20 protein-coding genes and 1 tRNA gene are annotated in these 24431 nt (G+C 55.7%); 15 read left to right on the top strand and 6 right to left on the bottom strand.

Features of this window, described 5'->3' with window-relative positions; all coding sequences use genetic code 11:
- The gene (locus D5085_07200) at positions 1-1815 is read right to left on the bottom strand and encodes a M61 family peptidase (GenBank protein ID QEP42926.1); all 1815 of its coding nucleotides are present in this window, start codon (positions 1813-1815) and stop codon (positions 1-3) included.
- Between the two features lie 4 nt (positions 1816-1819).
- Positions 1820-2707, bottom strand: coding sequence for a Dyp-type peroxidase (locus tag D5085_07205; GenBank protein QEP42927.1), 888 nt, complete (start codon positions 2705-2707; stop codon positions 1820-1822).
- A gap of 270 nt (positions 2708-2977) precedes the next feature.
- Here D5085_07205 and D5085_07210 point away from each other — a divergent pair, with 270 nt between their 5' ends.
- The 12 genes from D5085_07210 to D5085_07265 all read left to right on the top strand — a co-directional run bounded on the left by D5085_07210 (position 2978) and on the right by D5085_07265 (position 13551).
- Positions 2978-3178 carry a hypothetical protein gene (locus D5085_07210; GenBank protein QEP42928.1) on the top strand — a complete coding sequence of 67 codons (201 nt, stop codon included), beginning with the start codon at positions 2978-2980 and terminating at the stop codon, positions 3176-3178.
- Positions 3179-3278: 100 nt separating this feature from the next.
- Entirely contained in the window at positions 3279-7250 is a 3972-nt protein-coding gene (locus D5085_07215) for an acyltransferase domain-containing protein (protein ID QEP42929.1), read from the top strand.
- Between the two features lie 87 nt (positions 7251-7337).
- The gene (locus D5085_07220) at positions 7338-7637 is read left to right on the top strand and encodes a 30S ribosomal protein S16 (protein ID QEP42930.1); all 300 of its coding nucleotides are present in this window, start codon (positions 7338-7340) and stop codon (positions 7635-7637) included.
- A 15-nt stretch (positions 7638-7652) separates the two neighbouring features.
- Positions 7653-8165, top strand: a complete 513-nt coding sequence (gene rimM, locus D5085_07225) for a ribosome maturation factor RimM (protein ID QEP42931.1) — start codon at positions 7653-7655, stop codon at positions 8163-8165.
- A gap of 36 nt (positions 8166-8201) precedes the next feature.
- Positions 8202-8939, top strand: a complete 738-nt coding sequence (trmD, locus tag D5085_07230; protein QEP42932.1) for a tRNA (guanosine(37)-N1)-methyltransferase TrmD — start codon at positions 8202-8204, stop codon at positions 8937-8939.
- 107 nt (positions 8940-9046) lie between these two features.
- On the top strand, positions 9047-9397 hold the full coding sequence (locus D5085_07235) for a 50S ribosomal protein L19 (protein QEP42933.1): 351 nt from the start codon (positions 9047-9049) through the stop codon (positions 9395-9397).
- A 5-nt stretch (positions 9398-9402) separates the two neighbouring features.
- Positions 9403-11214: a hypothetical protein gene (locus tag D5085_07240; protein QEP42934.1), complete on the top strand. Its 1812-nt coding sequence runs from the start codon at positions 9403-9405 to the stop codon at positions 11212-11214.
- Positions 11215-11218: 4 nt separating this feature from the next.
- Positions 11219-11668: a methylated-DNA--[protein]-cysteine S-methyltransferase gene (locus tag D5085_07245; GenBank protein QEP42935.1), complete on the top strand. Its 450-nt coding sequence runs from the start codon at positions 11219-11221 to the stop codon at positions 11666-11668.
- The gene (xerD, locus tag D5085_07250; GenBank protein QEP42936.1) at positions 11661-12566 is read left to right on the top strand and encodes a site-specific tyrosine recombinase XerD; all 906 of its coding nucleotides are present in this window, start codon (positions 11661-11663) and stop codon (positions 12564-12566) included. The genes D5085_07245 and xerD overlap by 8 nt, the downstream gene beginning before the upstream one ends.
- Before the next feature lie 10 nt (positions 12567-12576).
- Positions 12577-12924: a hypothetical protein gene (locus D5085_07255; GenBank protein ID QEP42937.1), complete on the top strand. Its 348-nt coding sequence runs from the start codon at positions 12577-12579 to the stop codon at positions 12922-12924.
- A gap of 185 nt (positions 12925-13109) precedes the next feature.
- Positions 13110-13298, top strand: coding sequence for a hypothetical protein (locus D5085_07260; protein ID QEP45086.1), 189 nt, complete (start codon positions 13110-13112; stop codon positions 13296-13298).
- Positions 13285-13551, top strand: coding sequence for a type II toxin-antitoxin system RelE/ParE family toxin (locus tag D5085_07265; protein ID QEP42938.1), 267 nt, complete (start codon positions 13285-13287; stop codon positions 13549-13551). Before D5085_07260 ends, D5085_07265 begins: the two co-directional genes overlap by 14 nt.
- A 419-nt stretch (positions 13552-13970) precedes the next feature.
- On the opposite strand, the gene D5085_07270 is transcribed toward D5085_07265, so the two are convergent.
- Positions 13971-14058 (bottom strand) — tRNA-Leu (locus D5085_07270).
- Positions 14059-14214: 156 nt separating this feature from the next.
- Here D5085_07270 and D5085_07275 point away from each other — a divergent pair.
- The gene (locus D5085_07275) at positions 14215-14799 is read left to right on the top strand and encodes a chemotaxis protein CheD (GenBank protein ID QEP42939.1); all 585 of its coding nucleotides are present in this window, start codon (positions 14215-14217) and stop codon (positions 14797-14799) included.
- Positions 14800-14848: 49 nt separating this feature from the next.
- Here D5085_07275 and D5085_07280 read toward each other — a convergent pair whose 3' ends face one another.
- Both D5085_07280 and D5085_07285 read right to left on the bottom strand, forming a co-directional pair.
- On the bottom strand, positions 14849-16093 hold the full coding sequence (locus D5085_07280; GenBank protein QEP42940.1) for a hypothetical protein: 1245 nt from the start codon (positions 16091-16093) through the stop codon (positions 14849-14851).
- A 32-nt stretch (positions 16094-16125) separates the two neighbouring features.
- Positions 16126-19506 carry a transglutaminase family protein gene (locus tag D5085_07285; GenBank protein QEP42941.1) on the bottom strand — a complete coding sequence of 1127 codons (3381 nt, stop codon included), beginning with the start codon at positions 19504-19506 and terminating at the stop codon, positions 16126-16128.
- 311 nt (positions 19507-19817) lie between these two features.
- On the opposite strand from D5085_07285, the gene rapA reads away from it, so the two are divergent.
- The gene (rapA, locus tag D5085_07290; GenBank protein QEP42942.1) at positions 19818-22724 is read left to right on the top strand and encodes an RNA polymerase-associated protein RapA; all 2907 of its coding nucleotides are present in this window, start codon (positions 19818-19820) and stop codon (positions 22722-22724) included.
- Here the strand turns inward: rapA and D5085_07295 are convergent.
- Positions 22721-23773 (bottom strand): FAD-binding oxidoreductase, encoded by a 1053-nt coding sequence (locus D5085_07295; GenBank protein ID QEP42943.1) that lies wholly within the window; start codon positions 23771-23773, stop codon positions 22721-22723. The two genes, rapA and D5085_07295, sit on opposite strands and share 4 nt — an antisense overlap.
- Positions 23774-23827: 54 nt before the next feature.
- On the opposite strand from D5085_07295, the gene D5085_07300 reads away from it, so the two are divergent.
- Positions 23828-24430 carry a GAF domain-containing protein gene (locus D5085_07300; protein QEP42944.1) on the top strand — a complete coding sequence of 201 codons (603 nt, stop codon included), beginning with the start codon at positions 23828-23830 and terminating at the stop codon, positions 24428-24430.
- Position 24431 lies beyond the last annotated feature (1 nt).

Genomic DNA, 24431 nt, shown 5'->3' on the forward strand with positions numbered 1-24431 from the left:
CTATGGTAGAGAGAGAGGGGGGCGTAACCACTGCTGTCGCTGCTGCTGCTGCGAAGCGGTAGGCTTATCGAGTAATTCGACACGCCAGACTTGATCGGGTGCTCGGCGCAGCGTTAGCGGCAGTTGCAGCAACAGATCATCGCGAAACAGAGTAAGCATAGCCTCACTCTCAGCGGGGAGTCGGTTTAGCCGCTGCTCCCAGTTATCGGCAGTCAGCTCTAGCCCGTTCAGTGCTAGGAGGCGATCACCGACTGAGACTCCGGCGAACTGGGCCGGACTCTGATCTAGCACCTGCGTTACCGTGAGCTGCGGCCTATTTTTTACCCGAATCCCGATCCAATTGATAGCCCGTGTTGGTGCACTCTCCCCACCACTATCGCTATGGCTAGCTAGCGGTTGCGCCTGTAGCGCCACGCCAAAGGGGAGCAGTAGCGAAGCGAGCGGTAGATCATCATAACCGTGCACCCAACTAGATAGCTGCGCCTCGATCTCGATGCCGGTCGCCGTTTGAATCGCGCGATAGAGATCAGCTTCGCTAACCCCCACGCCAGTTTGACCGTCATGGTGCCACAGGTAGCGCAGCACACTATCTAGACTCCGTTGGTGGTCACTAGCGAGTCGTAGCGATAGATCGAGCGCCAGAGCGATCAGGCTCCCCTTGCTATAGTAGCTCACAATCGCGTTAGGGGCGTTCTCGTTCTGCTGATAAAATTTACTCCAAGCATCGAAACTCGACTCGGCGACGCTCTGCTTCAACCGACCACTCCCCTGAGCCACCTGAGTTATCGTCTTACCTAGCAGCTCTAGGTAGGCCTCGATCGTAATCGTCTCACTGCGACAGAGAAACAGATCATCGTAGTAGGAGGTGACCCCCTCAAACCACCATAGTAGCGTGGTGTAGCTCTCCTGAGCGAGCTGATAGGGGATAAACGACTGCGGTTTAATCTGTTTCACATTCCAGCTATGAAAATATTCGTGTGCACATAGACCGAGTAGCTGGCTATAACCCGAGGGCAGTGTCGGCTCGTCACCCATCCCCGGCCACGGGAGATCGGTTCGGTTAGCGATGAGACTGGTCGAGCTACGATGCTCTAGCCCGCCATAACCCTGGCCGACTAGCGTTAGCTGAAATAGGTAGTGTTTAAAGGGGGCTGAGCCAAATAGAGCTATTTCGGCGGCGCAGATAGCGCGTAGATCGGCTAGCAGGCGCTCACAGTCGCAGTCGTGACGACCGGTGATGACTAGATGGTGTTCGATATCGGCCACAGTAAAAGAGTGTCGTGTAAAGGTACCCATCTCCACCGGATGATCGATTAACTCCTCATACCCTGCCGCTTCAAACTTACCAAACTGCCACGGTTCCCCCTCAATACGAGGAAGGGTGGTGGCGACCCGCCACTGAGCACCATACTCTCGCGGCGGCGGTAAGAGGGTGATCTGGTGCGGCGAATGCGCCTGATCTGCGACCGATAGGCAGAGCGAGGTGGCGTTAAAGTAGCCGTGACTCGCATCAAGATGGGCCGAACGCACCGATAGGTCGAAGGCGTAGATCTGGTAGCGAAGCCGAATCGGCCCCTCTGCTGGGTCACACTGCCAACTCTGTTTGTCGATTTTGGTGCATCGAAGCGGCTGCCGAGCGCTATCCTCCCCTGTGAGGGTGACGATATGGCGAGCAAAATCGCGAATCATATAGCTGCCGGGGATCCAAGCTGGCAGGTAGAGACGCTCTCCAGCCCGATTCGGGCGCTCAACCGTTAGCACAACCTCAAATAGGTGAGCTTCGGGGTTAATCGGGGTGATACGGTAGTGGAGCACAAGCTTAGAGTCCGAGTGCGCGAAGATTTAATCCGCCATCAACAAGTGGTGGGCACCAGAAGAAGTTACCGCTAATCGGGCGGCTAAAGCTAAACAGGGCATCAACAATCCCATCATTTTGGCCGCTCATCTGCCGTAACAGGCTCTGGTAGGCGTCGAGAGAGTGGCCGAAGGCGACAAACACCAGTCCGGCACGATGCTGAGTGGACCAAGGCATGGAGCGGCGCAGGATAAACGCTTCCGGAGCAAACGACTCTTGGGCAGTGCGTTTTACATGGGCCGATGCGGGTGCCTCCTCTATCTCCTCATTATCGCTAATACGCCGGCCGATCGTCTCATCCTGCTGCTGCGGCGACATCGCCTCAAAGATATCGAGACGGTGTAACCACTGCTGCACGGCGACAAAGCTAGAGCCGTGCAGCGCCGGATCGCTACTATCGATCAGCGCAACCTCTCTAGCCCTATCACCGCTTGGATTTTCAGTCCCATCAAGATAGCCGGTCAAATCACGCCCTTCGCGGTAGGTGTAGGCATCGACACTCAGATCTGGCTCAAACAGTGGCCGTAAGAGGCTATCTAGCGCTCGGCGGTGGTGCAGCAGTGTCCCCGGCTCCTCGCTGCGTAGCCAGACCCACAGCGCCGCAGGCGTAGAGGGGATCACCACCTTCGGGCCGCTATAGACAGGAAGCTCGCTAAGTCCGGGGAGGCTTTTATCGAGGGTAGCGAAGAGGGTGTGGCCCAAACCGACCACGATATGCTCGCCATCGGCAAACTCGGCTAAACGGTTGAGTGTCGCCCGAATCGCAGCGTGATCATAGCCACAGAGCTGGTAGTTGATAAATTGAGCCACAGCGGGCACCGGTTGCAAAATAGCGTTCTGAACTCTCTCCATTAGGCGACTCCTTCTAAAAAATGAAACTAACTGCTAACGACCCTACGCTGGCATCTTACCCCCGCCACCATGACAGTCGCAACCCCTATTTAGCGTTAGGAAGCGAGCGCCAAAAAAGTGCCGCTTAGCGGCTTTTGTGGCAAAACTTTAGCCTTTTATTCAACTTAAGTTACTGATATGTATGGCGCTAAGTTATCTATCGGTATGGCCGTTGCATCTATGTTAACAGGATAGATACTTAACATTTTAGAAGAGAGGGGAGATAGTCAAATGAGCGTACTAAAATATACCCTTGCCGGTCTGCCTCGTGCTGAGCAGCGCCGAACCCTATGGCAGACTCTACCCCTGTTAGAGCGGGGATCGGCGTGGATTGTCGGTAATGTACTCTTTGTACTAACCCACGATAATCAAACGCTGAACCGAGTGCGGCAGCAGATGCAGCGCTGGGAGATATCGCAGTTTATGGTTTGACACCACTTCATCCTCGATTCGAAGCGTGAGATACTGACACGAGATACTGATATAGCGTAACCCCTCCCCTTCGAACCGTTTTTTAAGGAGTCAACCCTTCGTGGCCACCGAACAGTCAATACCTGCTAATTTAACCCCGCTACAGCGAGCGGCCCTAGTCATCAAAGAGCTACGCGCCAAACTTAACAGCGCCGAGCAACAGCGCCCCGAGCCGATTGCGATTGTAGGAATGGAGTGCCGTTTTCCGCAGGCACCTAATTTGGAGGCGTTTTGGGAGCTACTCTACCATCGGCAAGATGCCGTGACCGAGGTGCCCCCAGAGCGCTGGGACTTAACGCAGTGGTTTGATCCTAACCCCAATGCCGCCGGTAAGATTAATACCCGCTATGGCGGCTTTATCGACGGCGTTGATCAGTTCGATGCCGCCCTCTTCGGCATTCCGCCCCGTGAGGCAGCGCAGATGGATCCGGGCCAGCGCATTTTGCTGCAACTACTCTGGAGTGCGCTAGAGCGGGCCAACATTCCACCGACATCGCTGCGTGGCTCGCTGACCGGTCTGTTTGTCGGCATGACCCAAAATGACTACGGCTCGTTACAGATAAACGGCAATCCCGACGACATTAGCGCCTACAGCGGTACCGGTAACGGCGGCTGTTTTGCCTCCGGCAGGCTAGCTTACCAGTTCGGCTTTAACGGCCCAGTGGCCACCTGTGATACCGCCTGCTCCTCCTCCCTCGTCGCACTGCATCAGGCAGTGACCGCACTACAGCAACGAGAGTGTCATCTGGCGGTGGCCGCTGGCGTGCAGCTCAACTTAACCCCGCCGATGCAGATCTTCTTCTCGCGCACCCAATCGTTCTCCCCCGATGGGCACTGCTTCAGTTTTGATGCGAAAGCGAACGGTTTTGTCCTAGGAGAGGGGGCCGGCGTCGTGATACTGCAACGGTTAAGCGATGCCGAACGGGAGGGGCGACCTATTTTAGCCCTCATTCGTGGCAGTGCGATTAATCATGACGGCGCCTCTGGGGGGCTAACGGTACCGAATGAGGCGGCCCAAGAGGCGCTCATTCGTCAAGCGCTAGCGCGAGCCGGTGTCGAGGCGGATACGATCGACTATATCGAAACCCACGGTACCGGCACCCAGCTCGGTGATCCGATTGAGGTCGGAGCGCTCAAGGCGGTCTTTGGGGGACGAAGTGAGGCGCACCCCCTGATCATCGGCGCCGTTAAGAGTAATATCGGCCACCTCAACGCCGCAGCGGCGATGGCCGGTCTCATTAAGACAGTCCTCATGCTGCAACGAAAACAGATTATCCCTAACCTCAACTTTGTGACCCCTAGCCCTAAAATTCCGTGGCAGGGCTTTGCCGTTAAGGTACCGACCGCCGTCGAAACTTGGTCGCTGCGAGCGGAGGGTCAGCCACGACGCGCCGGTGTTAGCTCCTTCGGGCTTAGCGGTACGAATGGCCATCTGGTGCTAGAGGAGGCCGCGACGCGGCAGATAAGCGAGAGGGCCGGTCACGCAGAGCGGCCGCAACACCTGTTAACGCTGTCGGCTCACCATCGGCAGGCGCTACGGCAGTTAGCGACTCGCTACGCTAAGGCGCTAGAGCAGACCCCCTCTGTGGCCGACTTCTGCTACAGCGCTAACTGTGGCCGCAGCCACCTTAGTGAGCGGGCGGTCGTGGTGGGAGAGGATCGTACCGCACTGATACAACAGTTAACCGCGCTAGCGGCAACGAGCGATGAGAGCTGGTGCGGCACCCGAGTTGAACGCGGGGTTCAGGTGCGGGTAGGGGCGATTATCGCTGGCGGTTTAACGCCGATAGAGCCGCTACTGCATACCCTGCCGTTTATGGCTCGCCGACTGGAGCACTATAGTCAGCTAGCCGGGGTCGATTTGACACCGATGGTACAACAGTCGCCTCCCCATCCAGCAGCCGAGCTAGCGCTAGCGCTGATGTGGGCCGATCTATGGCAACACTGGGGGGTCTCACTCAGTTGGGTACAAGGGGGGGGGCATAGCGGTCGGCTAGCCAGTGCCGTGGTGGCCGGAGCGCTATCGGCCGAAGCTGCCTTTGCGATGTTAAAAGGGGGAGCCGCCGCGCCACTGCAACGGGCGACTCTATCGATGTTCGATGCCGCTGGCGAGCGGTTAAACCGTTTCAGTGGCGCGGAGCCATCGCAGTGGGCCGAGCTGGAAGCCGACCATCTACTGCTCTGCTCGCCGATGCCACGCCTAAGCGCTGCAGCCGCAGCACGGCTACTCTATCGCTTCGATAGTGGCCAACTTAATAGCAACGAGCTGTGGTCTTCGCTGCTAAACGCGCTCGCAACACTCTATCGGGCGGGTGCAGAGATTCGTTGGCAGGCCTTTGACAGTGACTATTCGCGACAGTGGCTCACCCTGCCCACCTATCCATTTCAGACGCGGCGCTACTGGCTAGAATCAGCAACAGCGCCAGCACAACCACAACCACAACCACAGCCACAGCCACAGCCACAGCCACAACCACAGCCACAACCCACCTCACCAGCCGTAGAGCACACAGAGCATACGGTGAACGAGAGTGCCCTAAGCCGCATGATGGCGCAACAGCTACAGTTAGCCGCCGAAACGGTTGATACCCTAGTTGCACAGCAGCTCCAGACCCTACAGCAGCTACAGGCTCGCTCAGTTAAACCTCACCACAGCGAGATGACAGATAAGACGGCCGACAAGATAGCCGTATGCCGCAGTGGCCCATGGCACCTACTCGCGGTTAGCGCCGCCGACAAACCGGCGCTCGCGGCGACCCAAACCGAGCTCATTGAGCAGTTACAGCACTCGCCAGAGCCACTGCAACAACAGAGCTGTCGGCAGTTAGGCCGACCGGCCACTCGCGAGCAGCGGCTAGTGGTCAGCTACCGTCAACCGCAAGAGGCGGTGGAGCGACTACAACAACAAGATGGCAAACGCCTGCTAGAGGCCGAGTGCGCGGGAGAGAGCCCCGCTGTCGTCATGATGTTCCCCGGTGTAGGAGATCACTATCTACACATGGGCAAAGGGCTCTATCAGAGTGAACCGGTCTTTAAACACGCCATCGATGAGTGCTGCGATCTGGTAGAGCCGCTGCTCGGGGTCGATCTGCGCCAAGTGCTCTATCCGCCACAAAAAGAGAGGCCGAGTGCAGCAGAGGCAACACCGACATTTGACCTTAAAGCGATGCTAGGGCGGGGCGGGGCGGTGGATGCCGAGACCGAACGGCTCAACCAGACACTGCATAGCCAGCCACTGGTATTTATCATCGAGTACGCTTTAGGCCAGTTATGGCTACAGCGCGGCGTTAAACCGGTAGCGATGATAGGCTACAGCATCGGAGAGTATAGCGCCGCCGTCCTCTCTGGGGTAATGACAGTGGCCGATGCGCTGCGTCTCATTACCCGCCGGGCACAGTTAATTGAGACGATCGAACCGGGGGCGATGCTGGCAGTCCCGTTAACAGAGGAGAGGCTAGCACCGCTGCTCGGTGATGAGTTATCGCTAGCGATCCTCAGCACACCAACCCAAGCCGTTGCGGCGGGGCCTGTCGCGGCAATCGAGGCACTACAGCAGCAGTTACAGCAGCAGGAGATTATCAGCCGCAAACTGCCAAGTAGCCATGCGTTTCACTCGACCATGCTACAGCCGCTACAGCAGCCGCTAGTGGAGCTAGTGAGCGAGTTTACCCTACAGCCACCGACTCTCCCCTACCTCTCTAATCTCAGCGGCGACTGGATTAGCGCAGCAGAGGCGACCTCCCCCGACTACTGGGCAAGACACACCTGGCAGACGGTACGATTTGCCGAGGGGATGGGACGGCTATTAGCGCCAGATGCCCTCCAAGGGGCACGGCGGCGCCTCTTTCTGGAGGTTGGCCCGGGGGTCAGTCTAGGCAGCTTTATGCTACAACATCCGGCGGCCAAACAGCTCGCCCACAAGGTCAATCTACCCTCGCTACGAACCCGATATGAAAGTAGTGATGATGAGCAGTTCCTGCTCCATACGATAGGAAAACTCTGGCTAGCCGGGGTAGCCATGGGGCAATTTTAGGGGATGGGGACTATCCAAACGGCGATGCCATGCGTATAATCGCCGGTTCGCTTAATCTGGCATTAGTTTTAATTTTACGAGGCAACGATGGTTACAATTCGTCTTTCACGCGGTGGCGCTAAAAAGCGCCCTTTCTACAACATTATTGTTACCGATAGTCGTAATCGGCGCGATGGCCGTTTTATCGAACGGCTCGGCTTTTTTAACCCTCGGGCGACCGGTGGTGAGGAGGAGCTGCGCATCGATCGTAACCGAGTGGATTACTGGGTTGGCAATGGCGCTAAGATGACCGACCGTGTCGCTAGCATCATGAAGCAGAGCAGCAGCGCCGAAATCGCGGCAGCGGACGCCGAAGCCGACGCAGAAACCGTAGCTGTGGCAGCCTAATCGAGTAGGTGCGACTTGGTCGCGACACTCGTTTTGGGGCGAATTAACGGCCTCTATGGGGTTCGCGGCTGGGTTAAGATCTACTCCTATACCCACCCTCGGCAGAATATACTCAACTACGCTGAGTGGATTTTGCAAGATAGCCGCGGCGAGCAGCAGTACCGACGCCTGTTACAGGGGCAGCAACACGGTAAAGGGGTGATCGCCCGACTTGAAGGGTGTGACGATCGCGATAGCGCCGCTAAGCTGATACAGTGCGATATTCGGGTAGCGGCAGCGGCACTACCTCCGATAGCTGAAGGGGAGTACTACTGGCACCAATTGATCGGCCTTGAGGTAGTAACCGTTAAGGGCGAGGCGTTAGGTCGAGTGGACTACCTGCTTGAGACCGGTGCGAATGATGTACTGGTTATCAAAGATGGGCGTGGCGGCGAGCTATTGATCCCCTACCTTCCTGAACAGGTGATTACCGCTATCGATCTTGAGCTAAATCGTCTTGAGGTCGATTGGGAGCTAGACGCTGACTGACGCTCGCCCCCTCTCGCTTAGGCTGCTTTAGGTTTAGTGCGCTTCGATATCGTTACCCTGTTTCCGCAGATGTTTGCGGCGGTGACCGAGTCGGGTATTACGGCTCGGGCGTTACAGCGCCAGCTATGCGAGTGTCACCTCTGGAACCCGCGAGATTTTACCACTGATCGCCACCGCACAGTGGATGATCGCCCCTACGGTGGCGGGCCGGGGATGGTGATGCGCATTGAGCCGCTACAGCGGGCGATTCAGGCCGCTAGAGCGGCTGTGGTGACTGAACAGACGCTAGTGGTGGCTCTCTCACCCCAAGGGGAGCGGCTGACTCAGCAGCGGGTGGCGCAGTTGTGCCGCTATCCACAGCTCATTCTGGTCGCGGGGCGCTATGAGGGGATCGATGAGCGGCTACTACAGCTAGAGATCGATTGCGAGCTGTCGCTAGGGGACTATGTTCTCAGCGGGGGGGAGCTAGCGGTCATGGTGGTGATGGATGCAATCATTCGGCTGCTGCCAGGAGCGCTAGGGCATGAGGAGTCGGCAGCGCAGGACTCATTCAGCGAGGGGCTGCTCGACTACCCCCACTATACCCGACCCGACTCCTATCAGGGGCTAACGGTGCCGCCGGTGTTACGAGGCGGTAACCATCAGGAGATCGCTCGTTGGAGATTGCAGCAGTCGCTGCTGCGAACCTCAGTGAGACGGCCCGATCTGCTACAGCAGCGATCACTAAGCTTAGAGGAGCAGCAGTTACTGCAACAGACAGATAAAAAAGGATGATTTTATGCGGCAGATGTGTATAATGCCGCCAATTTTTCACTCTGGGTAGCGGCCGAAGGGTTCGTGTCGCACTCTCTCAACCGTTTGACGACAATGGAACAGCACACATGAGTACAATTATTCAACAACTTGAAGCCGAGCAACTGAAAGCAGAGCTCCCTGAGTTTACCCCCGGTGATACCATATCAGTACAGGTACGGGTGCGTGAGGGCAGCCGTGAACGGCTACAAGCCTTTGAGGGGGTGGTGATTGCCATTCGCAATCGTGGCCTTAACTCCGCCTTTACCGTTAGGAAGATCTCCCATGGTGAGGGGGTTGAGCGGGTATTTCAGACCCACAGCCCACTCATTGCCTCCATTGAGGTGAAGCGTCGTGGTGATGTTAACCGCGCTAAACTCTACTATCTGCGTAACCGCTCCGGCAAGTCGGCGCGGATTAAAGAGAAGCTGCGCCGCTAAATAGTATGGCCGTGTTGTGGCGGCCACTCTCTTGCGCGAGCGGCATTCTCATCCAAGGGTGCCGCTTACTGCCTTTTTTGCTCTTATATAGCGCCGCTTTTAACGGCTATGCCCTCTCATTACAGCGGATTGAGGCGCTACAACAGCAGCAGCTACCTCAGCTAGCACTCGCTCTGCTAGAGCAACATCAGCCCTCACTTAACGATGAGAGCTCGCCAGAGCAGTGGTGGTTGTGGGAGCAGCAGCGGCTAGCCCTCTACCAGCAGCTACAGTTGTGGCCGCAGCTCATTGAGCGACATCGGCTCTACCCGAGCGCGATTCAGCAGCGGCGCACCGTAGCGCAGCGGTTCGATTTGGCCTTCGCCTTACTGCAACAGCAGCAGCCGCAGCAGGCCTATCGGCTGGTGACAGCGGAGATCTGGCAATCACAGCCTCAACCGACCACAACAGAGCTACAGCGCTGGCGACGGTTACTAATCGATATCTATCTACAGCAGGGGCACACCCTCTCCGCACTAGCAGCACTACGCCGTTATCAACTCGACTACGGTTTAAGCGATGCCGAATTGACACTGCAACTGGAGGTACTGCTCACGAATAACCATCTAGAGCTAGCTGAGCAGCTATGGCAACTACAAGCGACTCGGCGTGATCTGAGTGAAGAGCTCCGCTTTTGGGGTGAGATCATTACCCTACAACAGCGCCACCAGCTACCACAACGGCTAGCGAGCCTCACCTCCCGCCTCAAACAACCGCGTGAGCCGCGCCTGCAGCGCCGTGATCTGCTGCTATTAGCGATGACGGCCACTCTCACCGATAGCTATCGAATAGCGATTGAGGCACAGGAGCAGCTCCTTACCCTCGGCTGGCCGGATGAGAGGGAGCGGCGCTGGGTCGGCATGAGTAACGATAGCCTATGGCAGAGCTACCTTACCTACGCCGAAATAGTCGCCAACGAACAGCAGCTATTAGTGGGCGATGATCGAGCATGGTTACGACTAGCTAAAGCGCAGCAAGGTATCACCTCCCGTGCTCTCTATCTCTGGCTACTGCTAAACTCGACCGATGAGAGGCTACGCCAGCGTGCCGGTTTTGAGCTATTGCAGCAGTTACAACACTCTCCCTTCGGAGATCCGCTACTTATCTATCTCTACCAACACCAGAGGCAGCCGTGGTTAACCTCCGCACTACAGCGACAACTCATCGATGCGGCACTTTCACAGCAGCAGCTACCGCTCGCCGACCAACTATTGACAGAACTTGCCCCCGAGTCGGGGGCGTCGATCAAGCTAACCACCCTGCTCTACCGTATTCGACTAGCCGTACAACTACAACGGCCAGAAGAGGCCAAACAGCTACTACTTAAACTGCTACCCTCACTCCCTAAGGGTGATAACGAGAGTTATGATCGGCTGATGCAGCTACTCTTTGAGCTACAGGAGCAGGCACCCGAGGCGACATTGACACTGCTCTATCAGCTAAAAGAGCAGATCCCCGATCCTAAACGACAACGCGAATACCACTTCTGGTTGGGCGATGCTCACGCTGCCCTCAATGAGCCGCTGCTCGCCGCAGCCGCCTATCTACACTCTGCGGCTTTTAACGGTATGAGTGAGAGGGACGATATGTGGGGACAGACGGCTCGCTATCGTGCGGCACAGATGCTACGCCAAGCGCAGCTACTAGAGGATGCCGAGCAGCTACTACAGCAGCTACTAACACTAGCTGACACTGAGCCACAGCGGCAGATTGTGCAGCAAGAGCTCAAACAGCTACAGCAGCAACGGCTCAAACTTAACCTCGAAAAGGGCCAATAGTCGAATGAGATATGAGATCTGTCACACCCCCTTTACCCCATGGCAACTGAGCCTACAGTGGTCAAATGACGAAATAGAGCAAATAGAGTGGTGTCGTCAACAGCTAGCGAATAGCGCTCCTCCCCCTTGGTTAGCGGCCTACTTTAAGGGCGAACACCAAGCACTGTTAGAGGCCCCTTACCGATTACAAGGCACGCCGTTTCAGCGGCGACTCTGGCAGCATCTACAACAGATTCCGGCAGGAGAGCCCTGTCACTATGGCGCAATCGCTGCCAAATTAGGCACCTCGGCCAGAGCGGTCGCCGCTGCCTGTCGCGCCAATCGACTAGCGCTAGTCATCCCTTGCCACCGAGTCGTCGCCTCGTGTGGGCTCGGTGGCTATATGGGGGCGTTAGCGGGAGATGAGGTGGCATTAAAGCAACAGCTACTTCAGTGGGAGTCGCATCGTGGCTAACACAACCACCGATGATCCGCTGCTGCGACAATTTTTAACGGTACTGAAACTAGAACAGGGGTTAAGCGATAACTCCATCGCCGCCTATGGCAGCGATCTGCGCCTATTTAACCGTTGGCTAACGACAAAAGAGTTGACCCTAGGCGCAGCAACAGCGACCGAAGTGAGAGAGTATCTAGCCTCTCGAATAGAGAGCGGCGTTAAAGCAAGAACCAGCTCTCGCCTAACTAGCAGCCTAAAACGCTTCTACCACTATCTGCTGCGTGAACAGCTAATAGAGAGCGATCCAACTCTACTGCTAGAGCAGCCTAAACTTGGCAAGCCCCTACCAAAAACCCTCTCTGAACAGGAGGTCGAGGCACTCATTGAGGCTCCCGACACGACAACGCCACACGGACTCAGAGATCGAGCGATGCTAGAGCTACTCTATGCAACCGGCCTACGGGTAACCGAGCTCGTATCGATGCGGCTGCCGATGCTAAGCCTCAACCAAGGCGTCGTCCAAGTGGTAGGCAAAGGGAATAAAGAGCGTATTGTCCCCCTAGGAGAGGAGGCGCTAGAGTGGCTAGAGCGCTATCTGCGCCAAGGACGACCGGCACTATTACGGCACCACACCCCGAACCATACCCTATTTCCAAGTTCACGCGGCACCGCCATTACCCGACAAGCTTTTTGGCAACATATCAAACACTATGCGGTAGTAGCTGGCATAGCTAAATCGCTCTCTCCCCACACGATGCGCCACGCCTTTGCAACCCATCTGCTAAATCATGGGGCCGATCTAAGGGTAGTACAGTTACTACTAGGCCACAGCAGTTTGACGACGACCCAAATCTATACCCATGTGGCTAACCATCGTCTGCAGCAGCTGCACAAAGAGCACCACCCGCGAGGATAGGCGAGGGCGCATGGCGATAAAACTCTATTCGTTGCAGCGGGCAGAGCCTGAGGAGGGCGAACAGCTACGCCGCCAGCTCGATGAAGCGGGAATCGACTACTATGAGACTCACAGTGGCCATTGGGGGATCTCTCTAGCCGCCATCTGGCTACGCGATAACAGAGACTATCCCGAGGCACTTAAGATAGTGGAGGCGTTCGAAAAGCGCTACCGCGAAGAGGTGCGCCAGCAATACCGAAATCGAGAAGATGAGAGCTGGCTGACCCGTTTTCGGGCAGCGCCAGTCCCCTTTATTGCTATCTGGTTAGCTATCGGGTTAATCCTCTACCTGACACTTGCACCGTTTATGCTAGGATGAGGTGGGCAATTTAATAAACTCGGTCAGTTGCTGAGTCGTCTGTTCACCTCACGCATATTGAACCATAGAGAAAAGCAGCGCCTACCTTGTGGCGCGAGTGAACCCCGGTGCTAATGTGGTGCAAATCCAACAAAGGGGCTAAAATAACGACCAGAGACTCCCCGAAACACACAGAAGGCGCAACTATGCAGGCACAACCACAATTTATCGTTAACGCAGCAGGCGAAAGAGTGTCGGTTATTCTCTCCATTGAGGATTACGAAGAACTGCTGGAGGATTTGGAAGATTTGGCTGCAATAGCTGACCAAAAAGGGGAACCCACTATTCCCCATGAAGAAGTGATTGCAGAGTTAAAAGCCAATGGCCTTTTATAATCTTTGCTGGCACAACCGGGCCAAAAAGGAGTTAAAGAGACTCCCGAAAGCCGATATAGCCAAAATTATCACTACAATAAATGCACTACAAACCAACCCGCTCCCTAACGGTCACAAGAAACTGACGGGCAGAGATAATAATTACCGAGTCAGGCAAGGCGATTACCGGATTATCTATACCATCGAAAACCAGCAACTAATTATTGAGATTATCCGAGTTGCACACCGCAGAGAGGTTTACCGCAACTTGTAACCATAGAGGTGCGTGATTCAAACCGTGCTTTTTAGACGACCCTTTTTTCCGGTAATCCACGGCGTGTAGGGGCGGGTTTCAAACCCGCCCCTACGAAACCCAGGCTTTGTTCATCGTCTCGTCACCCTCATGAGGCATGACTCCCTCGCCTCCCCTTTTCGCCTCCCCCAGCGGGGAGGGGTGGAGAGGAGCTGACGAAGAGATGAACAAGGCCCCCGGCAGCTAGCGCGTAAGTTAGCGACCTTAACCGGTGACGATCCTGAAGCGCCGTTTCAGTTTATCTGGGGTACCGGAGGCTGTTGCGCCGAAAACTCCCTCAAACTCCCCCAAATTCCCCGGCAATCTTGACCCGGCATTGACCCGGAAAAACCCGCCTAAAACGACAAAAGGCTCACCATACGGTAAGCCTTTGTTTTAACTGGTGCCCAGGGCCGGAATCGAACCGGCACGGTTGCAATAACCGAGGGATTTTAAGTCCCTTGCGTCTACCTATTTCGCCACCTGGGCCATGCCCCTTAAGGGGTTGAGCTTGATTGAGGGCGCGATTATAACGGCTCTTGCAAGGTTAGTACAGCAGAGAGTGACCCTCATTGCCACCATTCTCTTACCACCGAGCAAAAAATTGATGGCATAATAGCCCGTTCCATTACCAACAGGATACCCATGCGCATTATTGACGAAGCGACTACTAAGAAGATAGTCATCGACCCAGGGGAGTACTATGTCTGCCGTGAGCCTTCAATCATCTCGACCCTGCTCGGCTCTTGTGTCGCCGTCTGCCTGTTTGATCAGGTAGAGCGAGTGATCGGCATGAACCACTTTCTACTCGCTTTTAACCGCACCTGCACCAACCCCCACGATCTTCTTCAAGATGAGATGGGACGCTACGGCATTCAGGCGATGGAGCTATTAATCAACCGCATGATGCGCATGGGGGCACGAAAACAGAACCTACAAGCCAAAGCCTTTGGCGGAGGGCAGGTCATTCAGGCCAACCACTTCAATATTGGTGAGGCCAATATCGATTTTGCAGTCGAATTTCTCCGTTTCGAGCGAATCCCCCTAATCGCCTCCAGTCTAGGGGGGAATTATGGCCGCATGATCTACTTCCACTGGAGCGATTTTTCGGTCTATATGCGCCGCATTGAACCGCAGATGCAGCAGCAGGTGGCGTCCGAAGAGCAGCGCTATCTGGAACAGGCCCAACAGCAGAAGCGGCAACAACCTAGCTCCATCCACTACTGGTAACCCCCCCTGCCACTGCCGCAGCCTAAGAGCAATTAACAAGGCGAGCTCCTCAGACCGATGAGCCCCCTTGCGCCTGCTGCTGCATCAACAGCAGCTCCTCCTCTACCCCGGCCGCATGGGTCAGTTCGGCCACATTATCTTTGGTGAAAAAGCCGTCAAAGTCGCCGTAGCGCTGCACATACTCAATAATCAGCGAAGAGTGCTCTGAGGCTCCAGAGAAGATCTGCTTAATCCCCTCCTCACGAGAGCCTATCACATCGAGTAGAAATGTCTTTCCTTGAGCCGCAATCGCCTGCACGACATAGTCGATATTCTCCACCCCATTTTGTTCGCCATCATTGACTCCGATGGCGATATGGTGTAGCCGTGGGCCGTAGTTACGGACAAAGGTCTCGGTAGGGGAGGGGAGCTGTTCGAGGTGGTTAACAAAATAGGGGGTATTGTTGGCGGTAAAGACCTTGGCGGGACTTCTCGCCTCATCACTAAAGTGGACACTTTTAGTCACATTGGTCGATGAGTTTTGGTCTTTAATATCGTAAGAGCCCCAGTAGTAGTAGCTAGAGAGCGATAGCCACTCTAAAATCGCGTTCTCTCGATTCTGGCTATAAATTCGAGTCGCTAGATGATCAATCGGCGTTAAGAGCCCCTCAATCCCTAACTGCTGCTGTAGCGCCTTCGCCTGTTCATACGCCTGTTGTACATCGTCGCGAATATTGGATATCCCGAGCGAATAGATGCGAAGCTGATCCTGCGGCCGCTCCATATAGGCGATAATATTGTGGGTGTAGGGGGAGGGCTTGCTAATCGCCATATTTCCGGGCAGCTCTAGGTGGCGAATATCGTTTTGGGAGAAGAAGCGAAACTGCCGCTCCTGCTGTCGCTTCACCACATCGCTCTGATGCTCTACCCGTAAAATCTCTCCCATATAGCGGCTATTCGGTCTATTCGCGCCAATCGGATAGACCTCATTTAGGCTACGAAATATCCCCCGTGTGTTCGGATCTTTGACCTCTCGCACCAAAATATCGGGCGAATCCATGTCGATACGCAAAATATGAGTCCAGTGCGATTCGCTCTCTAAAGTCACCAGATAGTGGTAAGGGGTCATGAAGCAGAGCTCGCCAACATAGCGGATAGAGTGATCTGGATCGACGGTAATCATCAGCGCCTCAATTTGGCCAATCATGGCGGTCAGTTCGGTTCGATCACGCTCCTCTAGTAGTCGTTGCAGATACTCTTCGAAAAAGTCGGAGTTCTCTTTATCTCCGTGGCGCTCAAAATTGATAGAATTCATCAGGTTGCTCTCTAAAATTTAGCTCTACACAGTTAACGACGCAAATCCAAAGTCCACGGAAAATCGGGGTTAGGCGGCTCATCGACCACCTCCACCTTACCACCGCTAAAGCCGTGGCGGGTAAAGCGAGCTAAGCGTCTCGCTTCAGCCTCGTTCGCATTCACTGGAAAAGCATCGTGGCTGCGACCGCCCGGGTGAGCAACATGGTAGGTGCAGCCACCGATAGAGCGTAGGTTCCAGCCATCGATAATGTCAAAGACCAGTGGCGTGTGGGGGGCGATAGTCGGGTGGAGACCCGAAGGGGGCTGCCACGCTTTATAGCGTACACCGGCCACAAACTCCCCCCGAGTGCCGGTATTTCGTAGCGGTAGTCGGCGGCCGTTACAGGTGACAATGTGTCTCGATTCGGTCAAACCGGTCACCTTAACCTGTAACCGCTCTACCGAGGAGTCCACATAACGAGAAGTCCCTAGTGCGCTCATCTCCTCCCCCAGCACATGCCAAGGCTCGATCGCAAATCGTAGCTCCAGCTCAATATCATCGACATTCAAGGTGCCGTAACGGGGAAATCTAAATTCGATAAATGGCGCTAACCACCCCTTATCAAACCGATAGCCGGCCCGATTTAGATCCTCCATCACATCCTCCATGTCGCGCTCAATATAGTGCGGCAGCATAAAGCGATCGTGCAGTTCGGTGCCCCAACGAACCGGTCTATGGGGCCATGGTACCTGCCAGAAACGATCAATCAGCGCCCGTAACAGCAACATCTGCACCACACTCATACGGTAGTGGGGCGGCATCTCAAAACCGCGAAACTCGACCAGCCCTAACCGCCCCTGCACCCCCTCCGGTGAGTAGAGCTTATCGATACAGAACTCGGCGCGGTGGGTATTACCCGTTAGATCGGTCAGAAGGTGGCGCAGGCTACGATCAACGACCCACGGCATCGGCGGCTCGGCCCGCTCTAGCTCGTTAAAGGCGATATTGAGCTCATAGAGAGCATCATCTCGCGCCTCATCGACCCTCGGTGCCTGTGAGGTCGGGCCGATAAAGAGTCCCGAAAAGAGGTAGGAGAGGGCCGGATGGCTCTGCCAGTAACCGATGAGGCTCTTGAGTAGCTGTGGCCGTCGCAGCACTGGGCTATCGGCGGCACTCCGGCCACCAAGGGTGACATGGTTACCGCCGCCGGTACCGCTGTGGCGACCATCGAGCATAAACTTCTCAGTCCCTAACCGTGCCTGTCGCGCCTCTTCGTAGAGCGTTTCGGTATTGGCCACTAACTGCTGCCAGTTGTCCGCTGGATGGATATTGACCTCAATCACGCCAGGGTCTGGGGTCACCTTAAAGCGCAGCAGTCGATCATCGTGTGGCGGCTCATACCCCTCCAGAATCAGCACTACCCCACACTCTAACGCTGCCGCTTCGATAGCGTTGAGCAGATCGATATAGTGGCAGAGCTCGACTAGAGGGGGGAGAAAGAGATAGAGATGCCCCTGGCGTGGTTCGATGCAGAGGGCGGTTCGTAGCGGTTTTTGCTCCAACGCCGGCCTCTTAGGCGCTGACTCTGACTCTGACTCTGGCAGTGACTGCGGCATCTGTCGCATCACGGCCTGCCCTCGAACTATCTCGACCCGACGCTGTCCCCTCTGTAGCGGGGCTGGTTCATCGAACGGATCGCGTGCCACGATTTGATGACGCTCCGATGACGGTTGCCACAGCAGCGAGTCGAGCGGCAGGCGATACCCTAGCGGCGAATCGCCGGGAATTAAAAATAGTTTGTCACGCCGTAGCTGCCAAGGTGAGCTGTGCCAGCTACCACGCCGCTCATCCCAGGCCAGCGGCAGCACATAGCCGACCGTTTTATTTAAGCCTTGGCTAAAGATGCGCCGTAGCCGCCGCCGCTCCAGCGGATCGTCCAGACGGTTATCTAAAATATCGACATTATCGGGCAAGGTTCCCTCCTTCCAGAGGTAGTAGAGACTATCTTCGTAGGCAGGATTAACACTCTCGTTAGAGAGCCCTAGCTGGCGACAGATGGCGGCCATTAGCCGCTCCGCCTCGGGGGTATCGTATTGGCGCGAACTGTCGGGGTGATCTAGCAGCTCTGGCCGATGCCACAGCGGCTCGCCCCCCTTTAACCAGGCACAGGTTAGCGCCCAGCGCGGTAACGGCTCCCCCGGATACCATTTACCTTGACCGTAGTGGAGTACCGCATGGTCACCAAAGGCCGCTTTTAGCCGCCGCAACAGCACTCCCGCCCGCTCTAGCTTATGGTCGCCTAGCGCCTCACTATTCCACTCTGGGCTCTCCATATCGTCAATTGAGACAAAGGTCGGCTCACCGCCCATCGTTAGCCGCACATCATGCTGCTGTAGTGACTGCTCGATCTGCTCGCCCAGCGCTAAAATCGCCTGCCACTGCGACTCGGTATAGGGTTTGGTGACTCTTGGATCTTCTAATATCCGCTCGACGCTGTTCACAAACCGAAACTCGACTTCGCTCTTTGAGACCGCGCCGGTAATCGGTGCCGCACTCATCGGATCGGGGGTGCAGGCGAGTGGAATATGGCCCTCACCGGCAAAGAGTCCTGAGGTGGGATCGAGACCGACCCAGCCGGCACCGGGGAGATAGACTTCAGCCCAGGCGTGAAGATCGGTAAAATCGGCCGTAGGGCCAGAGGGGCCATCAAGCGCCTGCTGATCGGCCATTAACTGCACCAGATAGCCAGAGACAAAACGCGCCGCCAACCCTAAATGGCGCAATATTTGCACCAGCAACCAACCGCTATCGCGACAGGAGCCGAGTCGCCGCTGTAGCGTCTCCTCGCAGCGCTGCACCCCCGGCTCCATGCGAATAGTATAGTCAATATGTTGTTGTAAAAACTGGTTGAGTTCGACCAGAAAGTGAACCACATGCGGCCCCTGATAGTCAGCGACCGCCTCGCCATGAGCGGCTGCATGGTGCGCCATCTCGGCACGAGTGGTCGCTTCACCGAAGTTAGCCTGCTCAATCTGTCGTAGTAGCTGTTTTAACAGCGGCCCCGACTCTTTCAGCTCAAAGTAGGGGGTCAGCTCCTTAGTGAGCTGCGTCTCATACTTAAAGGGGAGGTAGGTCGCACTCTCCTCTACGAAAAAGTCAAAGGGGTTAATGGTCACCATATCGACCACTAAATTGACATCGACCACCAGTTTTCGGCTCGGCTCAGGAAAGACCAGCCGAGCAAGATAGTTGCCAAAGGCATCCTGCTGCCAGTTAATGAAGTGATCCTGCGGCTCAATTTGCAGCGAAAACTGGTGCACCGGAGTACGGGTGTGGGGGGCAGGTCGCAGGCGAACTAGGTGGGGCGAGAGGGCTACCTGCCGATCATAGTGATATTCGGTACGGTGATGAATGGCAACACGAATTGACACGGGATAACTCTCCTTCAAAATAGATCAAAAATAGTGCAACAAAGAGACTCGCACCAAAATAGTGCATACGCCCCAGGCTCTGACCACTGCCTCCCATCGCTAAGACGAGGCGGCCAAAAATGGCATTGTGCCGCATAAACGCGCCCTAATAAAGCGATAAAGCAAATACTATTCCATAGAGCGCACGCCCGCAAAGTAGGCCGCTATCGTTTGAGTTAACCGCCACTCTGATTTAGCATACCCGCTGCATAAATGGCTAACAGTGGCCAAACTTAAAGACGAATAATGAAGCTGCACGCGAGGAGATGTGAATGAGTCAGGAGTTTACCCCCGGCCAACGCTGGATTTGTGATACCGAACTGCAACTCGGGCTAGGCACGGTGGTGGAGTGTGAGCCGCGCCGGGTCACCCTTCGCTTTGATAGTTGTGATGAGACTCGTAGCTACGCTCGGGATAACTCCCCCCTGACCCGCATTATTTTTAGTCCGGGCGATAGTATTAAAACCACAACCGGAGAGCAGCTACAGGTCGATGAGGTGATGCAGCTTCACGGCCTAGTGATCTACAGCGCCATGAGCCTCGATGGTACGGGGGTGAATGTGCTGGAGAGCGACCTTGATCACCGCCTACAGCTCAATCGCCCCGCCGATCGGCTCTTTAGCGGTCAACTCGATAATCAGAAGTGGGTCTCGCTGCGCTATCAGAGCTGGCAGCAGCTACAGCAGCTACGCCGCTCACCCCTCTGGGGGCTATCTGGTGTCCGCACCGCCCTCATTCCGCATCAGCTCTATATCGCCTATGAGGTCGGCAGACGCTATCAGCCACGAGTGCTACTTGCCGATGAGGTCGGTCTAGGCAAAACCATTGAAGCCGGCCTGATTATCCACCAAAAATATCTGTCGGGTCAGGCCTCACGGATCCTAATTGTCGTCCCAGAGCCGTTACTGCACCAATGGCTGGTGGAGATGGTGCGCCGCTTTAACCTCAACTTGACTCTGCTCGATGAGGAGCGCTGCCAACAGCTCGATAGCGAGGGCGACAACCCGTTTTTGAGTCAGCAGTTAGTTCTCAGCGGCCAATCCTTTTTAAGCCACTCTGTTGAGCGGCGCCAGCAGGCGCTTCAGGCGCAGTGGGATCTCCTCGTGGTCGATGAGGCGCACCATCTACAGTGGAGTGAAGATGAGGTAAGTGATGACTACCTAGCGATTGAAGAGCTAGCTCGAACGATCCCTGCGGTACTGCTGCTAACGGCAACCCCAGAGCAGTTCGGTCGGGAGAGCCACTTCTCTCGCCTGCGGCTACTCGATCCCGACCGCTTCTGTAGCTTTAGTGACTTTATCGAACAGGAGCAGAGCTATGCCCCAATTGCCGATGCCGTTGAACAGCTACTCACTCAAGCGCCGCTAACGGCTGAATTAGAGCAGCTTATTCGCAACACCGGTATTGAGGGAGATAACCTCACCGCCCTACAACAGCTCCAGAGCGAAGAGAGTTCAGTACAGCAGCAGGCGCGAACAGAGCTTATCGACCATCTACTCGATCGCCACGGCACCGGACGCATTCTGTTTCGAAACAGCCGTGAACGCATTAGCGGCTTTCCAGAGCGACAGCTAGTCGCCCACCCGCTGCCGCTGCCGGAGCAGTACCGTCAACCGCTAGATGACTATCTCTGCGCCCTTATCCCCGATGAGCTAACCCCCGACAGCGCGCAGTTCCACCCACTGCTCTATCCAGAGCAGCTATGGCAACACGATAGCGAACAGAGCGATGGCTGGACTCGCTTCGATCCCCGCATTAGCTGGCTCATCGAACAGCTACAGCAACAGCGGCAAGAGAAGATTGTAGCGATAACCGCCACCGCCCAGAGCGCAATCGACATCGCCCACGCCCTGCGCCACAGAGCCAACCTCACCACCGCGCTATTCCATGAGCAGATGACGCTGTTAGAGCGCGACCGTGCTGCCGCTTGGTTTGCTGATCGGGAGCAGGGGTGCCAGCTACTCATCTGCTCCGAGATCGGCAGTGAGGGGCGCAACTTTCAGTTTGCCCACCAGTTGGTACTGTTTGATCTGCCACTCAATCCCGATCTACTAGAGCAGCGTATCGGCCGGCTCGATAGAATCGGCCAGACCCGTCCGGTGACTATCCACCTCCCCTATCTGGAGGGGAGCCTGCAACAGCTACTCTACCACTGGTACCATCAGGGGCTAAACGCCTTTGAACAGACCGCCACTACCGCGCAGAGCTTACAGCAGCGCTTCTGGCCGCAGCTACGACAGAGCATCATCACCCTACACCTCGATGAGAGCCTACTGCAACAGCTACAACAGGCCGATGCAACACTGAGACAGCAGCTAAGGCAGGGGCGTAACCGACTGTTAGAGTTTAACTCCTGCCGCCCCCACATCGCCAATCGACTGGTCGCCGACGCAGAGCAGCTCCAGCAGGATAGACCGTTAACTCACTGGCTAGATCAGCTATTTCACCTAATCGGCGTCGATGCCGAACCCCACAGCGCCTTTAGCACTATTCTTCGCCCGACCGAGCAGTTTCTGGGCGATTTTATGCCCGATCTAACTAGCGATGGCCTCACCATGACCACCCACCGTGCGACGGCGCTAGCTAACGAGTCGCTCCACTTCTTTAGCTGGGAGCACCCGATGGTACAAGAGGCACTAGAGAGCCTATTAAGCAGTGAACGAGGCAACGCCTCACTCGCCACCTTCAAAGAGCCCCGTTTTGAACCGGGCACCCTGCTGCTAGAGTGCTGGTACCGCCTAGAACCGGCCGGCCACCACGCCGGAGAGCTGAGTCGCTACCTCCCGCCACAACTACTGCGTCAAGTGATTGACGATAACCTTCAAGAGTGGAGCAGTTCACTCCCATTCGAGGAGCTACAACCGCTACTACAACCGGTAAAACGAGATATCGCCCGTCAGGTAATAGAGCGCTCCCGCCCAGTACTACAACAGCTCTTAAAGCAGAGCGGAGAGCTAGCTGAGGCGCAACGACCACAACGACTCGCCACCGCACAACAGCTAGCCGAAACAGCGCTACAGCAGGAGATAGATCGGCTACAAGCTCTGGCGCAAATCAATGGCCAAGTTCGTTTAGAGGAGCTAACCCACCTACAGCAGCAGCGCCAGCGCTTAGAGCAGCTACTCACCCTCGCCACCTTGCAACTCGATAGCGTTCGCGTGCTCGTGGTGGTTGATTAAGAGCTACGCTGAAATCGCGCCATATCGACCATAATCGGCAAAGGACGGTTATCGAGCAGCCACTGTGCCATCAATTGGCTGTAGTGGGGGATCTGTAGCGAACCTTTCGCACCAAAACCGTTAAATATCGCCATCTGTGGCCAGTGCCGATGGCCTCCTAATAGCGGTTGACGATCCACCACTGATGCTCTCACCCCAGCGAGGTGGTGAGCAAGACGATAGGAGAGCGGCTCAACCGCGCCCTGTAACTGCCGCTGTAACTGTGCGGCGACGGTAGGCGTCGGCTGCTGATCGAGCTGCCGCCACTCAAAATTGGCCCCCAAACGCCAACTCTGATCGTGCCGAGGCAGGAGCCATAACCCGCAATTAAGCCAAAACGACCAGCTTAACCCGACCTCTGTTAGGGTCAAAATCTCCCCCTTAGCACTCTGCCACGGCAGTGTCGCAAACAGCTCATTCGCTGCCGCCTGATAGCCCTGACACCAGATAACGCTCTCAAACCGCTCCCCCTGCCACACTAGCGGATACTGAGGTTGGAACTGCTGCGGCTCCACCGTCGCCTCACACCAACGAATGTGAGGTAACTGCTGACGCGCCTGTTGCAGATAGCTCAAGGTATCCAGATAGCCGCTACAGCCAATCTCAAGCGCCAACTCCCCCTTTAAGCGCTGCAAGCCTAGCTGCTCGCCCGCAAGCTGCCGTTTAACCAGGCCCCCATAGTCGTTATGGCGCCACTTAGTCGCCCAGAGCCGCTGTTGATCACCATCGAGCAGCCGCCACTGCGGCAAGGGATACCAAAATTGAGTGTGCCACTGCTGCTCTAGTTGCCGATAAAAGTGCAGCGCCTGCCGGTAGAGCGGCTCGAATTGAGCGATCACCCCCAGCCGCCTCCCCATCATCGGATTAATGAGACCGGCCGCTACCGCAGAGGTGCTCTGCAAGCGGCCACAATCGGCCACCGTGACCGCGGCCCCTCGACGCGACAGCTCTAGCGCCAGGGTTGTTCCGGCCAAACCCGCACCCACAATCAGATAGCGATTAGATGACATAGCGGTCGAGTCGTTGTACCATAAATTTTTAACCCCAGCCGGAGCTTAACTAGCATGTCACCAGAAGAGATCGAAGAGAGACTCAACAAGCTGCGTGAAAAATACCAGTTTGTCAAAGAGACTTGGGCCAGAGCCGGTAACCGCCAAATGCTCAACTTTATCGTAGAGATCGGCCCAAGGCTATTTCAGTGCGAACGGGTCAGTATTTTTATCCACGATCCGGCGGCCAATAACGCTTGGCTGCTCTGCGGTACCGATCTGCGGGAGCGGCAGATTATCGTCAGCAAATCGAACTCCTTTGTGGGTCAAGTGATCCATAACCGCCGCTTAATGAGCAAGTTTAATATGATTCACCAAAAAGGGGCTCATCAAGATATCGACCTTGAAACCGGATTTATGACCCGCAATGCGATGTGTGCTCCGATGATGGATAGCACCGGCGATCGGGTCATCGGTGCCATAGAGCTACTCAATAAGAGAGAGGCACAGGCTTTTAATGACGAAGACCAACGCTACCTAGAGAAGGTTATCGGCCATATCGACAACCAAGTCGAGATTATCTATCAACGACAGGAGTTGGTCAAAATTGCCCAAGAGATCCAGATAAAGATCAATAAGCTTAAATTAAAACTAACCCCACGAGAGGGGGAACATTGAG

Source organism: Ectothiorhodospiraceae bacterium BW-2 (genome assembly GCA_008375315.1).
GTDB lineage: Bacteria > Pseudomonadota > Gammaproteobacteria > Thiohalomonadales > Thiohalomonadaceae > BW-2.

Coding starts and splice junctions, on each gene's coding strand:
- D5085_07260 (QEP45086.1), top strand. CDS start 13,110: ATGCAGGCACAACCACAATTTATCGTTAACGCAGCAGGCGAAAGAGTG.
- D5085_07280 (QEP42940.1), bottom strand. CDS start 16,093: ATGAATTCTATCAATTTTGAGCGCCACGGAGATAAAGAGAACTCCGAC.
- D5085_07300 (QEP42944.1), top strand. CDS start 23,828: ATGTCACCAGAAGAGATCGAAGAGAGACTCAACAAGCTGCGTGAAAAA.
- rapA (QEP42942.1), top strand. CDS start 19,818: ATGAGTCAGGAGTTTACCCCCGGCCAACGCTGGATTTGTGATACCGAA.
- D5085_07275 (QEP42939.1), top strand. CDS start 14,215: ATGCGCATTATTGACGAAGCGACTACTAAGAAGATAGTCATCGACCCA.
- D5085_07235 (QEP42933.1), top strand. CDS start 9,047: ATGAGTACAATTATTCAACAACTTGAAGCCGAGCAACTGAAAGCAGAG.
- D5085_07240 (QEP42934.1), top strand. CDS start 9,403: ATGGCCGTGTTGTGGCGGCCACTCTCTTGCGCGAGCGGCATTCTCATC.
- D5085_07255 (QEP42937.1), top strand. CDS start 12,577: ATGGCGATAAAACTCTATTCGTTGCAGCGGGCAGAGCCTGAGGAGGGC.
- D5085_07220 (QEP42930.1), top strand. CDS start 7,338: ATGGTTACAATTCGTCTTTCACGCGGTGGCGCTAAAAAGCGCCCTTTC.
- D5085_07265 (QEP42938.1), top strand. CDS start 13,285: ATGGCCTTTTATAATCTTTGCTGGCACAACCGGGCCAAAAAGGAGTTA.
- D5085_07205 (QEP42927.1), bottom strand. CDS start 2,707: ATGGAGAGAGTTCAGAACGCTATTTTGCAACCGGTGCCCGCTGTGGCT.
- D5085_07295 (QEP42943.1), bottom strand. CDS start 23,773: ATGTCATCTAATCGCTATCTGATTGTGGGTGCGGGTTTGGCCGGAACA.
- D5085_07245 (QEP42935.1), top strand. CDS start 11,219: ATGAGATATGAGATCTGTCACACCCCCTTTACCCCATGGCAACTGAGC.
- D5085_07210 (QEP42928.1), top strand. CDS start 2,978: ATGAGCGTACTAAAATATACCCTTGCCGGTCTGCCTCGTGCTGAGCAG.